Source organism: Streptomyces sp. NPDC002386 (assembly GCF_053593175.1).
Map to the genome: position 1 here is coordinate 1 of NZ_JBSFBX010000031.1, position 14018 is coordinate 14018.

Genomic DNA, 14018 nt, shown 5'->3' on the forward strand with positions numbered 1-14018 from the left:
CAGATCTTTTCTCGACCCGATTTCCTCGGTGCTTTCCAGGTTCTCGCTTCCGCGTTTCCCTTTCCGGCGGTTCCGACTCTATCAGATCCTTTCGGCGTCCGATTCCCGGTCGGCGGGTTTGTCTTCGCGGCTGTTGGGCCGTTCCGACGAGTGAGACTTTAGCGGATTCCCGGCTCCCGAGCTAATCGGGGGCTGCGCTCTTTCGAACACGGATTCCTCATTTCGCGAATACGCGCGCCAAAGCATCCGACGCGGAACGTCGATGAAGTGGCTGGTACCTGCGGAATGGCTGTCCGGGGACCGACCGAGGTCGGCTCTCACGTCGGACAACTCGGAGAACACTACGCACGGGTCCATGGTGTGTCAACTCGCCCCCGCGGACCCCACTGCGGGCGTACTCTGACGACATGACCACGCGTACGTGTAGCCAGCTCTGGTGGGCCGCCTGACGGCGGCCGACTCACGTGTGCACTCAACGGCCGCCGCTTCGGCGGCCGTTCTCGTTTCTCCTCCAGGACTCCGGGGGCCGGCCGGCCGGAACGGCGGTCTCGATCAGGAGATGGAGCCGAGATGACACGGGTCTTCAGTGGGGTCAAGCCGACCGGACATCTGACCCTGGGGAACTACCTGGGAGCCCTGCGGCGCTGGGCCGAGGTGGACCAGCACAGGTCCGACGCCCTGTTCTGCGTCGTCGACCTGCACGCGCTGACGGTGGACCACGATCCGGCACGGGTGCTCAGACTGAGCCGGCAGGCGGCGACGCTGCTGCTCGCGTCGGGGCTCGACCCGGAGCTGTGCACCGTGTTCCTGCAGAGCCACGTCGACGAGCACACGCGCCTGTCGTACCTGCTGGAGTGCGTGGCGACGGACGGCGAGATGCGCCGCATGATCCAGTACAAGGAGAAGGCTCCGCGCGAACGCGAGCGGGGCGGGAGCGTGCGGCTGTCCCTGCTGACGTATCCGGTGCTGATGGCGGCGGACATCCTGGCCTACGGGGCCGACGAGGTGCCGGTCGGAGAGGACCAGACGCAGCACGTCGAGCTGACGCGGGACCTGGCGGTCCGGTTCAACCAGCGGTACGGGCACACCTTCGTGGTGCCCAGGGCCACTCCTCCGGAGGTCGCCGCCCGGGTGATGAACCTCCAGGACCCGACGTCGAAGATGGGTAAGTCCGACGACTCGGGGCCGGGGATCGTCTACCTGCTCGACGAGCCGGACGTGGTGCGCAAGAAGGTCATGCGGGCCGTGACCGACAGCGGCAGCGACGTGGAGTACGACCGGGAGGCGCGGCCGGGGGTGGCGAACCTGCTGGAGATCCTCGGCGCGTGCACGGGCGGGGACCCGGAGGCGCTGGCCGGTGACTACGACTCCTACGGCGCCCTGAAGAAGGACACCGCGGACGCCGTGGTGGAGGTGCTCAGGCCGGTACAGGAGAGGCACCGTGAGCTGTGCGCGGATCCCTCCTATGTGGAGGGGGTGCTGCGCCGGGGCGCCGAGAAGGCCCGGGCGACGGCGCGGCCGACCGTGGACGCCGCCCATCGGGCGATCGGTCTGGTGCCGGCCGGGTCCGAGCCCGCGCCGGCGGCCCGCTAGGAGGACGGACGGCTCCGGGGGCGGTGGGTGATCCGGTGACCCGCCGCCCCCGGGCCGGTCGTTCCTCGTCAGTCCTTCTTGCCGGAGGCCAGTTCCCGGCTTCGGTCCCGGGCTGCCTCCAGGGCGGCGATGAGGGCGGCGCGTACGCCGTGGTTCTCCAGCTCACGGATGGCGTTGATCGTCGTACCGGCCGGGGAGGTCACGTTCTCGCGCAGCTTGACCGGGTGTTCTCCGCTGTCGCGGAGCATCACCGCGGCGCCGATGGCGGACTGGACGATCAGGTCGTGGGCCTTGTCGCGGGGCAGACCGAGCAGGATGCCGGCGTCGGTCATGGCCTCGACCAGGTAGAAGAAGTAGGCCGGGCCGGAGCCGGACAGCGCGGTGCAGGCGTCCTGCTGGGTCTCGGGGACGCGCAGGGTCTTGCCGACACCGCCGAAGATCTCCTCGGCGTGGGCCAGGTGCGCCTCCCCGGCGTGGCTGCCGGCGGAGATGACGGACATGGCCTCGTCGACGAGGGCGGGGGTGTTCGTCATGACGCGGACGACCGGGGTGCCGGCGGCCAGGCGCTCCTCGAAGAAGGAGGTGGGGATGCCGGCGGCGCCGCTGATGACCAGGCGGTCGGCGGGGAGGTGCGGGGCGAGTTCGTCCAGGAGGGCGCCCATGTCCTGCGGCTTGACCGTGAGGATCAGGGTGTCGGCGGTCTTGGCGGCCTCGGTGTTGGTGACCGGGGTGACTCCGTGACGGGCGCGGAGTTCCTCGGCGCGTTCGGGGCGCCGGGCGGTGACCAGGAGGTCGGCGGGGGCCCAGCCGGCCCGGATCATTCCGCTGAGCAGGGCTTCGCCGATCTTGCCGGTGCCGAGGACTGCGACTTTCTGGCTCATGCGGTTCAGTCTCGCACCGGGGCGGCGGGGCGCGGGGCGTTGTCCGGCTGGCGGAACGCCGCCGCCCCCGGCGGGTCCCAGGGCCTGTCGACCATTCCCGTCGTCCGCCCGGTGGGCGGCAGGCGCGCATGGTCGGACAGGCCCTAGGCGGTCCGCCGGCGCAGGGTCGCCGCGCCGAGGGTCAGGACCAGGACCGCGCAGCCGGCCACGATCAGTACGTCGCGTACGAAGGTCGCGGTCATGTCGGTGTGGTGGAGGACCTCGTTCATGCCGTCGACGGCGTACGACATGGGCAGGACGTCGGAGACGGCCTCGAGGGCGGGGTGCATGTCGGAGCGGGGTGTGAAGAGTCCGCAGAGCAGGAGCTGGGGGAAGATCACCGCGGGCATGAACTGGACCGCCTGGAACTCGGAGGCCGCGAAGGCCGAGACGAAGAGACCGAGGGCCGTGCCGAGCAGGGCGTCGAGGAGCGCGACCAGCAGGAGCAGCCAGGCCGAGCCGGTGACGTCCAGGCCGAGGAGCCAGACCGCGAGTCCGGTGGCGAGCGCGGACTGGACGACGGCGAGGGCGCCGAAGGCGAGCGCGTAGCCGGCGATCAGGTCGGCCTTGCCCAGGGGCATGGCGAGGAGACGTTCGAGGGTGCCCGAGGTGCGTTCGCGCAGGGTGGCGATCGAGGTCACCAGGAACATCGTGATCAGCGGGAAGATGCCGAGCAGCGAGGCGCCGATGTTGTCGAAGGTGCGGGGACTGGCGTCGAAGACGTAGCGCAGCAGCACCAGCATCAGGCAGGGGACGAGGACCATCAGCGCGATGGTCCGCGGGTCGTGCCGGAGTTGGCGCAGGACGCGGGCCGCGGTCGCGGTGGTGCGGGCGGCGCTGAACGCGCCGGTCGGGGCGGTGGCCGCGGGGGGCGTCGGGGTCATCGGGTCGTCTCCTCGGTGCGGTCCGCGGCGGCGTCCTGGTCCACCAGGCGGAGGAAGGCGGCCTCGACGGTGTCGGTGCCGGTGCGGGTGCGCAGGGCTTCCGGTGTGTCTCCCCCGGCCTCCTGCCGGGAGGAGCCCCCGGCCAGGATCCGGCCGTCGCGCATCAGCAGCAGCCGGTGGCAGCGTTCGGCCTCGTCCATGACGTGGGAGGAGACGAGGAGGGTGACGCCCCGGTCGGCGACGAGGTCGTGGAAGAGCTTCCACAGGTCGCGGCGCAGGACGGGGTCGAGGCCGACCGTCGGTTCGTCCAGGACGAGGAGTTCGGGGGCGCCGAGGAGGGCGACGGCCAGGGAGACGCGGCTGCGCTGGCCGCCGGAGAGGTTGCCGGCGAGGGCGTCGGCGTGGCCGGTGAGGTCGACGTCGGTGAGGACGCGGGCGATGTCGTCGTGGCGGTCGGGCCTGGCGCGGCGGGGGTCGAGGACCGCGGCGAAGTAGTCGAGGTTCTGGCGGACGGTCAGGTCGTCGTAGACGGAGGGGGCTTGGGTGACGTAGCCGATGCGGCTGCGCAGGGTGGGGTGTCCGGCGGGGCGGCCGAGGACGTCGAGGGTGCCGGAGACGTTGGCCTGGGTGCCGACGACGGCGCGCATGAGGGTGGACTTGCCGCATCCGGACGGACCGAGCAGGCCGGTGATCCTGCCGCGCGCGACGGTGAAGGCGAGGTCGCGCAGGACGGTGCGGGAGCCGCGGACGACGGTGAGTCCGTCGGCGCGTACGGCGTCCGGCTCCGTGGGGCGCGGTTGATCGGGAACGTAATTCATCACGTGATGAATAATTGTCCCGGCGGACCGGTGCCGTCAAGGGGCGCGTACCTGTGTGCCCGGACACGGAAAGCGGCGGCCGGTCGGCCCGGCCGCCGCTTCGCTCTCGTAGGTGACGTGGTGTCAGGGGGTGGTGGCGACGAGCAGCAGCACGTCGTAGGTCTCCTCGACGACGCCGTCCGGGAAGACCTTCAGCAGATGGCCGCGCTCCTCCGCGAAGAAGGCGTCCCTGCGCTCCGCCGGGGCGACCAGGAACGCCGAGTGGCTGCCGATGTTGGCGAGGTGGGTGTCCAACGGGACACGGCGGCTCCACCGGATGTCCCGGCGGGTGAAGCGCAGCCGCCCGGTGGGATCGGCCTGCGCGCGGTCGCCGGCGCCGCGCTTCTCGGCGGGGATGTCGACGCCGAAGAAGCGGGCGGTCCGCTCGGCCGACTCGGCGATCCACTCGACGTCCACGGCGTCGGTGTTCCACCACAGCGCCAGCGCCCCGCCCGGACGCAGCACGCGCAGCGCCTCCGGGACCGCCCGGGCGGGGTCGGTCCAGTGCCAGGCCTGGGCGTAGGTGAGGAGATCGGCGTGGGCGTCGGCGACCGGCAGGGCGTTGCCGTCGCCCCGCACGACCGGGACGTCCGGCAGGGCGCGGCGGAACTCGGCGGCCATTCCCTCGCCGGGCTCGACCGCGAGGACGTCGGCCCCCCGGGCCCGCAGCAGGGCGGTGGCGATACCGGTGCCCGCGCCCACGTCCACGACCCGGGCGCCGGACAGGGGGCGGCGGGCCAGTTCCTCGACGGCGTCCAGGAGGGCGGGCGGGTAGGAGGGGCGGTTCGCGGCGTACTGGGCGGCCGCGGCGTTGAAGGAGTGGGCGCGCAGACCGCGCGCCGGCTCGGCGGTGTGGGACGTGGTCATACCGCCATGCTGTCCGCACCGGCGGGCGGGGACACAAGGGGTTTCACGGGCGCGGCCGCGGCGAGCCGTACCGCCGGCCCCGTGTCAGCGGCGGCGCTTGCGCCGCGACGGGTCGCCCGTGCGCCGGGAGGAACGGCGCTCGTACTCCTCGCGGGCCCTGTCGTACTCCTCGCGGTGCAGCTTCTCCCCCGGGGCCTCGGTGAGGGAGCGGAAGAAGTAGGCCAGCAGGGAGCCGACGAAGCCGATGGCGAGCAGGCCACGCAGCGAGGCCTGCCGCTGGGGGTCGTGGCGCCTGCCGAAGCCCTCCCAGGTGTTGCGGAAGGCCAGCGCGCTGCAGATCGCGAACATGGCGATGATCAGCACGGTGACGAAGGCGCCGGTGCCGGCGATCTGGAGGCCGTCGTAGGCGAAGCGCAGCACCAGGCAGGAGACGGTGGCCGCGGCCAGGGAGCCGGCCGCGACGCCGGCCCGGCGGGCCGCGTATCCGTGGTCGTGGTCCACCCAGGACGTGCCGAAGAAGCGGAGGGGTTCGGGGCGGGGTCCGCCGCCCGTGGTCCCGCCGCGTGCGGAGCCCGCCTGGTCCTCCGGGGTGCCGGTTTCGTCGCTCACGGGACGATTATGGCTCCGCGCGCGGGCGGGCTCCCGGCGGGGTCAGGAGCAGCGGGAGGCGACGTAGCCGTCGCTGCCGGTGTGCACGTAGGCGTCGGCGACGAACTCGCCGTTGTTGATGTTGTCCCAGATCTTCGAGGTGCCGTACGGGCCCGTCACGGTGGTGCCGGGCGTCTGGCAGAAGATCGGCACGCTGGCCCCCTCGGACAGGACCCGGACGATGCCGTAGCCGGTGCCGGGACCGCTGCGGACGTTCAGCCGGACGCCCGGGGCGACCGGGTACGTGCGTACGGCGGCCGCCGTCGGCGACTCGCTCCCGGCGTCGTTCGTGGCCGCGTCGGTGTGATCGACGGACATGACAGTCCTCCCCCGTTGAGCCCCATGACCGCGATGGGGTCCGTTCCAGTACCGCGCGCGCCGCCGCCCGGGACCCGGGTGCGCGACTCGCACGCGGAGGCTAGCAAGCCGCCTCGGTCTCGTACGAGTCATCGACTAGGCTCCGTGCGTCGCGCGCACGGACGAAAAGCACGGGGGTGGTCCATGGCGCCGCAGCGCAGCACCGGAGCCGGTGCGGAAGCGGAACTTCCGGAGTACGCCGGTCAGTACCGCCTGGAGTCGTGTCTGGGCTCCGGGGGCATGGGCGTGGTCCATCTGGCCCGCAGTGACTCCGGGCTGAAGCTCGCGGTGAAGGTGGTGCACGCGGAGTTCGCCAGGGACCGCGAGTTCCGGGGGCGATTCCGGCAGGAGGTGGCCGCGGCCCGCAGGGTGAGCGGAGCCTTCACCGCTCCGGTCGTGGACGCCGACCCGAACGCCGAACGGCCCTGGATGGCAACGCTGTTCATCCCGGGTCCGACCCTCTCGGACCACGTCAAGCGGAGCGGGCCCATGCCGCCGGCGCAGCTGCGGCGTCTGATGGCCGGGCTCGCGGAGGCGCTGCGGGACATCCACCGGGTGGGCGTCGTGCACCGCGACCTCAAGCCGAGCAACGTCCTGCTCGCCGAGGACGGGCCGAAGGTCATCGACTTCGGCATCTCCCGGCCGAAGGACAGTGAACTGCGGACCGAGACGGGCAAGTTGATCGGTACGCCGCCGTTCATGGCGCCCGAGCAGTTCCGGCGTCCCCGGGAGGTCGGCCCGGCGGCGGACATCTTCGCCCTCGGGTCGGTGCTGGTGCACGCGGCCACCGGGCGGGGGCCGTTCGACTCGGACAGTCCCTATGTCGTCGCGTACCAGGTGGTGCACGACGAGCCGGATCTGACCGGGGTGCCGGAGAGCCTGGCGCCGCTGCTGCTGCGCTGTCTGGCCAAGGAGCCGGAGGACCGGCCGACGCCGGACGAGCTGATGCGGGAACTGCGCTCGGTGGCGGCCTCGTACGACACCCAGGCGTTCATACCCGCGCAGCGGACCGGCGACGACACCGCGCCGCCCGGGTCCGCCGCCGCCGAACCGGCGCCCGCACCCGACGCCGGGCCGGAGCGCGAGCCGCGGTCCACGTCGGGCACGTCGGGTCCGGAGTCCGGGCCCCGGTCCCGGATCCGGTCCGGCAGGCGGGTGGCCCTGGCCGCGGGGGTGCTCGCCGTCGTGCTGGGCGGCGTGCTCAGCGGACTGCTGTGGCCGGGCGGCACCACCGCTCCGGCCGCCCGGTCGACGGGGGTGCCGGCCGGTGCCGCCGCCGTCGCCTCGTGGCAGGCGAGGCCGGCGGCCAAGGGCTCCGGGATGCCGCAGTGCGTGTACGGAGAGGGGAAGTTGCTGTGCGTCCGGGCCGGGGTGGCGTTCGCGCTCGACCCGGTGAACGGCGCACTGCTGTGGCGGCACCCGGTCACCGGGGAACGCGCGGCCGGGGCACCGGCCCTCGTGGACGGCCTGCTCCTGGTACCGGCCGACGGTGGCCGCCGGGTGGCGGCGCTGGACCCCGCCTCGGGTGAGCAGCGGTGGCGGCGGGACCTGCCCGCGCACGGAGCGGCGCGCTTCAGCGGCGGCACGCTGCTGGTCGCCGGCACCGACGGGACGGTCACGGGGTCGTCCGCCTCGTCGGGAGCCCGGAAGTGGCACCGACGGGTCTCCGAACGGGACACCCCCGCGCTGACCCTCCCCGACGGCGACCCCCTGGCCTACGCGGCCGGTACCTCGGCGGACGGCGCGGACACGCTGCTCACCGCGCTGGACCCGGGATCCGGTGACGTCAGGTGGAACGCACGGCTGAAGGGCTCGCTGCAGGTCGTCGGCAGTGCGGGCGGTGCGCTGTTCCTGCTGGCCGTCGATCCGGCCACGGGGGACGCGACCGGTGTCGTGCGCTACGCGCCCGCGACGCGTTCGGTGCGCCGGGTCGCGCTCCCGGTCCGGCGGATGGCGCCGCAGGCGGACGTGCGCGGCGGTGTGGTGCACGTACTGGCGGCCGGCGGCTCGCTGGACGCCGTCGACCTGGGTACGGGCCGCCGGCTCTGGCACCTGGAGACGTCGGTGAGCCGTGGTTCGGCACCGGTCTCCTCCGCCGGCCACGTCTACTTCAGCGCGCCCGACGGACGGCTGATCGCCGTCGACGCGCGCGACGGAAGCCTGGTGGGGCAGACGCCGCCCCGCCTCGGCCGGAACTCGGACACGGTCACCGCGGTGCTGCCGGCGCCGCTTCTCGTGGGCCCGCGCGTCCACGCCACCGCCCCCGACGGCACCGTGTTCACCGTGCCCGCGAAGGATCCCTCGGCCTGGTGAGACGGCGCGGGGCCGCCCCCGGACGGAGGCGGCCCCGCGTGGAACGACTCAGGTCAGCCCAGCTTGCTCACGTCGCGCACCGCGCCCTTGTCCGCGCTGGTCGCCATCGCCGCGTAGGCGCGCAGCGCGGCCGAGACCTTGCGGTCGCGGCTCTTCGGGGCGTACACGCCGGCCAGCGCCTGCTCGCGCCGGGCCAGCTCCGCGTCGTCGACCAGCAGCTCGATCGTGCGGTTCGGGATGTCGATGCGGACGCGGTCGCCGTCCTGGACCAGGGCGATGGTGCCGCCGGACGCCGCCTCCGGGGAGGCGTGGCCGATGGAGAGGCCGGAGGTGCCGCCGGAGAAGCGGCCGTCGGTGATCAGGGCGCAGGTCTTGCCCAGGCCGCGGCCCTTCAGGTACGAGGTCGGGTAGAGCATCTCCTGCATGCCGGGGCCGCCCTTGGGACCCTCGTAGCGGATGACGACGACATCGCCGTCCTTGACCTCCTGGGTGAGGATGCGCTGGACGGCCTCCTCCTGGGACTCGCAGACCACCGCCGGGCCCTCGAAGGTCCAGATCGACTCGTCGACGCCGGCGGTCTTCACCACGCAGCCGTCGACGGCCAGGTTGCCCCTGAGCACCGCCAGGCCGCCGTCCTTGGAGTACGCGTGCTCGACGGAGCGGATGCAGCCGCCCTCGGCGTCGTCGTCCAGGGCCTCCCAGCGCTCGGACTGGGAGAAGGCCTCGGCGGAGCGGACGCAGCCGGGGGCCGCGTGCCACAGCTCGACGGCCTCGGGCGACGGGGAGCCGCCGCGGACGTCCCAGGTCTTCAGCCAGTCGGACAGGGACGGGCTGTGGACGGCGTGGACGTCCTCGTTGAGCAGGCCCCCGCGGTGCAGCTCGCCGAGGAGGGCGGGGATGCCGCCGGCGCGGTGCACGTCCTCCATGTAGTACGTGCGGTTCTTCGCGACGTTGGGCGCGACCTTGGCGAGGCAGGGGACGCGGCGGGAGACGGCGTCGATCTGCTCCAGACCGAATTCGACGCCCGCCTCCTGGGCGGCGGCCAGCAGGTGCAGGATCGTGTTGGTGGAGCCGCCCATCGCGATGTCCAGGGCCATGGCGTTCTCGAAGGCCTGGAAGGTGGCGATGTTGAGCGGCAGTACGGTGTCGTCGTCCTGCTCGTAGTAGCGGCGGGTGAGGTCCATGACCGTGCGGGCCGCGTTCTCGTACAGGGCGCGGCGGGCGGTGTGGGTGGCGAGGACCGAGCCGTTGCCGGGCAGGGAGAGGCCGATGGCCTCGGTCAGGCAGTTCATCGAGTTGGCGGTGAACATGCCGGAACAGCTGCCGCAGGTCGGACAGGCGTTCTCCTCGATGCGGAGGATGTCCTCGTCGGAGATCTTGTCGTTGACGGCGTCGGAGATCGCGTCGACCAGGTCCAGGGTGCGGACCGTGCCGTCGACCAGCGTGGCGCGGCCGGACTCCATCGGGCCGCCGGAGACGAAGACCGTCGGGATGTTCAGGCGCAGGGCCGCCATCAGCATGCCCGGGGTGATCTTGTCGCAGTTGGAGATGCAGACCAGGGCGTCGGCGCAGTGGGCCTCGACCATGTACTCCACCGAGTCCGCGATCAGGTCGCGGGAGGGCAGGGAGTAGAGCATGCCGCCGTGGCCCATGGCGATGCCGTCGTCCACGGCGATCGTGTTGAACTCGCGCGGGATGCCGCCCGCCTCCTTGATCGCCTCGCTGACGATCCGGCCGACGGGCTGCAGGTGGGTGTGGCCCGGCACGAACTCGGTGAAGGAGTTGGCGACGGCGATGACCGGCTTCCGGCCGATGTCCGCACCGGGTACACCGGAGGCGCGCATAAGGGCGCGGGCGCCCGCCATGTTGCGGCCGTGGGTGACTGTGCGGGACCTCAGCTCGGGCATCGTCGCTCGCTCCTTCGAAGACCTTCTGCCAGAGAGTTCTGACTCCTCCGAGCGTACGCCGCCCCTCCAAGGGATGGACAAGCATGTCCGGAATGCGGGACGCGTGTTTCACGGCCGCGGCTGCCGGGGCCGCACCGGGTCACGGCTGCCGGGCCGGGCGGCGGGTGTCAGGGCTGCGTCAGATGGCCCTGCACCACGGGCGCGACCCGCGCGATGATCTGCTCCAGGTCCGCCGACGCCAGCGGCTCCAGCTTGATCACGTAGCGCATCATCGCCGCGCCGACCAGCTGCGCGGCGGCCAGCTCGGCGCGCAGCTCCGGGTCGGGCAGGTCGACCTGGGCGGCCACGCGGCGCAGGAGCTGGGTCGCGACCAGGCGGCGGAAGACGGCCGCCGCGGTCTCGTTGTTCACGGCCGAGCGGAGGATCGCGAGCAGGGGCGTACGGGTCGTGGGGTTCTCCCAGACGCCGAGGAGGAAGCGGGTCAGCCGCTCGCCGACCTCGGCCAGCGGGACCTCGGCGATCGCGTCGGGCGCTTCGAGGGCGGGCGCGAAGGCGACCGCTACGGACGCCTCGAAGATCTGCTCCTTGGTGCCGAAGTAGTGGTGGACCAGGGCCGAGTCGACCCCGGCGGCCTTGGCGATGCCGCGCACGGAGGTCTTCTCGTAGCCGCGCTCGGAGAACTCCTCGCGGGCGGCGGAGAGGATGCGGTCTCGGGTGCCGGCGGACTCGGTGCGCGGGGGCCGGCCCCGCCGGCGCGCGGTGGTGCCGGTCATGGCCGGGGCACCCGCACGGTGGAGGCGAGGTGCTGCCGGGTGAAGGCGAGGGCCTCGGCGAGGTCGGCCTCGCGCTCGGCGCCGGACATCGCCCGCCGGGTGTTGACCTCGATCACGACGTGGCCGTCGAAGCCGCTGTGTGTGAGCCGCTCCAGCAGTTCGGCGCAGGGCTGGTCGCCGCGTCCGGGCACGAGGTGCTCGTCCTTGGCGGAGCCGCGGCCGTCGGCGAGGTGGACGTGGCCGAGCCGGTCTCCCATGCGGTCGACCATGGCGAGCGCGTCGGTGCGGGCCGTCGAGGTGTGACTGAGGTCGACCGTGAAGTGCCGGTAGTCGTCCTTGGTCACGTCCCAGTCGGGGGCGTAGGCCAGCATCTCGCGGTCGCGGTAGCGCCACGGGTACATGTTCTCGACGGCGAACCGCACGTCCGTCTCGTTCGCCATCCGCCACACCCCGGTGACGAAGTCGCGGGCGTACTGCCGCTGCCAGCGGAAGGGCGGGTGGACGACGACGGTGTCGGCGCCCAGCTTCTCGGCGGCCGCGCGGGCCCGCTGGAGCTTGACCCAGGGGTCGGTGGACCAGACGCGCTGGGTGATCAGCAGGCAGGGGGCGTGCACGGCGAGGATCGGGACGCCGTGGTGGTCGGACAGCCGGCGCAGCGCCTCGATGTCCTGGCTCACGGGGTCGGTCCACACCATGACCTCGACGCCGTCGTAGCCGACGCGCGCGGCGATCTCGAAGGCCGTCGCCGTCGACTCCGGGTAGACCGAGGCCGTCGACAGGGCGACCTTTACGTCCCTTGGTTCAGCCACGTCCGTCACCTTACGGGGTCGGGCGGCCCGGACGCGGGGTGCCGGTTCGCCATTGTGAGCTTTGCCATCCGCGTAGTTGCACGGCATACGGCCGCCGCTCGCACGCGGCGGCGACGGCAAGTGCGGATACGGTTCCGCGCCCCGGGGGCACTCAGTCCGAGCCCATGTGGTCGAGACGGCGGAGGATGACGCCCTCACGCAGCGCCCACGGGCATATCTCCAGGCTCTCCACGCCGAACAGGTCCATCGCGCCCTCGGCCACCAGGGCGCCGGCGAGGAGCTGGCCGGCCCTGCCCTCCGAGACGCCGGGGAGTTCCCCGCGCTGGTCGGCGGTCATCCCGGACAGCCGGGGCACCCAGGCCTCCAGGGACTCCCGCTTGAGTTCGCGCTGGACGTAGAGGCCCTCCGCGCTGCGGGCGGCACCGGCGATCCGGGCGAGCTGCTTGAAGGTCTTGGAGGTGGCGACGACGTGGTCGGGGGCACCGAAGCGGCTGAACTCGCCGACGGTACGGGCGATCTCCGTGCGCACGTGCCGGCGCAGGGCGCGTACGTCGTCGGGTGCGGGCGGATCGCCGGGCAGCCAGCCGGCGGTGAGCCGGCCGGCGCCGAGCGGCAGGGAGACGGCGGCGTCCGGCTCCTCGTCCATGCCGTAGGCGATCTCCAGGGAGCCGCCGCCGATGTCCAGGACCAGCAGCCTGCCGGCGGACCAGCCGAACCAGCGGCGCACGGCGAGGAAGGTGAGCCGGGCCTCCTCCGCGCCGCTGAGCACCTGGAGCCGTACGCCGGTCTCGTCCGCCACGCGCGCGAGGACGTCGTCGGCGTTGGTGGCCTCCCGGACGGCGGAGGTCGCGAACGGCAGCAGGTCCTCGACGCCCTTGTCCTCGGCGGCCTGGAGCGCGTCCCGGACCACGTCGACCAGTCGGTGGATGCCGTCGTCGCCGATGGCACCGCTGTCGTCGAGCAGTTGGGCGAGCCGAAGGTCGGCCTTGTGCGAGTGCGCGGGCAGCGGCCGTGCGCCGGGGTGGGCGTCCACCACCAGCAGATGCACCGTGTTCGAACCCACGTCCAGGACACCGAGTCTCATGTACGGAACGCTACTGCCAGATCCGCCGTCCCCGGTCCCCGTAGCGGCCCCTGGCCACTTACCCTGGACGCGTGCCAAAGACGAAAAAGGCGAAGGACGACAAGCCGTCCAAGTCCGGCAAGACGCCCAGAAAGGCCCCGAAGGTGAGTGACGAGAAGGGGCTCGACTTCGCGCGCGCGTGGGTGGAGTTTCCTGATCCGGCGGACGAGGAGCAGATCTTCCGCTGCGATCTGACATGGCTGACCTCTCGCTGGAACTGCATCTTCGGCAGCGGCTGCCAGGGCATCCAGGCGGGCCGCGCGGACGACGGGTGCTGCTCGCTGGGCGCGCACTTCTCCGACGAGGACGACGAGAAGCGGGTCGCCGAGCACGTGGCGCGTCTCACGCCGGAGATCTGGCAGCACCACGACGAGGGCACCCGCAACGGCTGGACCTCCGAGGACGACGAGGGGTCCCGGCAGACCCGGCCCTTCCAGGGGTCCTGCATCTTCCAGAACCGTCCGGGCTTCGCGGGCGGCGCGGGCTGCTCGCTGCACATCCTCGCCCTGAAGGAGGGGCGGGAGCCGCTGGAGACCAAGCCGGACGTCTGCTGGCAACTGCCGATCCGGCGGACGTACGACTGGATCGAGCGGCCGGACGACACGCGCGTGCTGCAGGTGTCGATCGGCGAGTACGACCGCCGGGGCTGGGGCCCGGGCGGCCACGACCTGCACTGGTGGTGCACCTCGGCGACGTCGGCGCACGGCGCGGGCGAGCCGGTGTACGTCTCCTACCGGGCGGAGCTGACCGAGCTGATGGGCAAGGCCGGCTACGACCGCCTGGCCGAGCTGTGCGAGCGGCGGCTGGCCTCGCAGCTGCCCCTGGTGGCACCGCATCCGGCTGATCCGGCGGGTTCCTAGGTCGTGTCCGCAAAGTCGCGTCGTTCGCCCGCAGGGCGGGCGTTGCGGCGTCCGGTGCGTGCTCTCGGCGTGCCGGCCGGATGCCCTCGTACCGGGTGTACTCGGGC

Annotated in this window: 13 protein-coding genes; 3 read left to right on the forward strand and 10 right to left on the reverse strand. The window is 72.6% G+C overall.

The genetic code is table 11. The features are described from left to right. Nucleotides 1-570 precede the first annotated feature (570 nt). Complete coding sequence (trpS, locus tag ACWCPN_RS34505; protein ID WP_451214503.1) at nt 571-1593, forward strand: tryptophan--tRNA ligase; 1023 nt, start codon at nt 571-573, stop codon at nt 1591-1593. A gap of 68 nt (nt 1594-1661) precedes the next feature. Here trpS and proC read toward each other — a convergent pair whose 3' ends face one another. From proC to ACWCPN_RS34535, 6 genes are all read right to left on the reverse strand, one after another. Continuing rightward, nucleotides 1662-2474, reverse strand: a complete 813-nt coding sequence (gene proC / locus ACWCPN_RS34510; RefSeq protein ID WP_199211462.1) for a pyrroline-5-carboxylate reductase — start codon at nt 2472-2474, stop codon at nt 1662-1664. 143 nt (nt 2475-2617) lie between these two features. After that, nucleotides 2618-3397 carry an ABC transporter permease gene (locus ACWCPN_RS34515; protein WP_365121081.1) on the reverse strand — a complete coding sequence of 260 codons (780 nt, stop codon included), beginning with the start codon at nt 3395-3397 and terminating at the stop codon, nt 2618-2620. Continuing rightward, entirely contained in the window at nt 3394-4218 is an 825-nt protein-coding gene (locus tag ACWCPN_RS34520; RefSeq protein ID WP_451214506.1) for an ABC transporter ATP-binding protein, read from the reverse strand. The genes ACWCPN_RS34515 and ACWCPN_RS34520 overlap by 4 nt, the downstream gene beginning before the upstream one ends. A 120-nt stretch (nt 4219-4338) precedes the next feature. Continuing rightward, nucleotides 4339-5121, reverse strand: coding sequence for a class I SAM-dependent methyltransferase (locus tag ACWCPN_RS34525; protein WP_451214508.1), 783 nt, complete (start codon nt 5119-5121; stop codon nt 4339-4341). A gap of 84 nt (nt 5122-5205) precedes the next feature. Then, on the reverse strand, nt 5206-5730 hold the full coding sequence (locus tag ACWCPN_RS34530) for an EamA/RhaT family transporter (protein WP_451214510.1): 525 nt from the start codon (nt 5728-5730) through the stop codon (nt 5206-5208). 42 nt (nt 5731-5772) lie between these two features. Beyond that, on the reverse strand, nt 5773-6087 hold the full coding sequence (locus ACWCPN_RS34535) for an SH3 domain-containing protein (protein ID WP_365121089.1): 315 nt from the start codon (nt 6085-6087) through the stop codon (nt 5773-5775). Nucleotides 6088-6270: 183 nt separating this feature from the next. Here ACWCPN_RS34535 and ACWCPN_RS34540 point away from each other — a divergent pair, with 183 nt between their 5' ends. Continuing rightward, nucleotides 6271-8439 carry a serine/threonine-protein kinase gene (locus tag ACWCPN_RS34540; protein WP_451214512.1) on the forward strand — a complete coding sequence of 723 codons (2169 nt, stop codon included), beginning with the start codon at nt 6271-6273 and terminating at the stop codon, nt 8437-8439. Between the two features lie 53 nt (nt 8440-8492). Here ACWCPN_RS34540 and ilvD read toward each other — a convergent pair whose 3' ends face one another. From ilvD to ACWCPN_RS34560, 4 genes are all read right to left on the reverse strand, one after another. Beyond that, nucleotides 8493-10346: a dihydroxy-acid dehydratase gene (ilvD, locus tag ACWCPN_RS34545; RefSeq protein WP_199211456.1), complete on the reverse strand. Its 1854-nt coding sequence runs from the start codon at nt 10344-10346 to the stop codon at nt 8493-8495. A 167-nt stretch (nt 10347-10513) separates the two neighbouring features. Next, complete coding sequence (locus ACWCPN_RS34550; protein WP_451214514.1) at nt 10514-11119, reverse strand: TetR/AcrR family transcriptional regulator; 606 nt, start codon at nt 11117-11119, stop codon at nt 10514-10516. Next, nucleotides 11116-11928 carry a sugar phosphate isomerase/epimerase family protein gene (locus ACWCPN_RS34555; protein ID WP_199211454.1) on the reverse strand — a complete coding sequence of 271 codons (813 nt, stop codon included), beginning with the start codon at nt 11926-11928 and terminating at the stop codon, nt 11116-11118. Before ACWCPN_RS34555 ends, ACWCPN_RS34550 begins: the two co-directional genes overlap by 4 nt. A 151-nt stretch (nt 11929-12079) precedes the next feature. Then, a complete protein-coding gene (locus ACWCPN_RS34560) occupies nt 12080-13012 on the reverse strand; it encodes a Ppx/GppA phosphatase family protein (RefSeq protein ID WP_451214516.1) in 933 nt (310 codons plus the stop codon). A gap of 71 nt (nt 13013-13083) precedes the next feature. On the opposite strand from ACWCPN_RS34560, the gene ACWCPN_RS34565 reads away from it, so the two are divergent. Beyond that, nucleotides 13084-13911: a hypothetical protein gene (locus ACWCPN_RS34565; protein ID WP_451214518.1), complete on the forward strand. Its 828-nt coding sequence runs from the start codon at nt 13084-13086 to the stop codon at nt 13909-13911. The last annotated feature ends 107 nt before the right edge of the window (nt 13912-14018 follow it).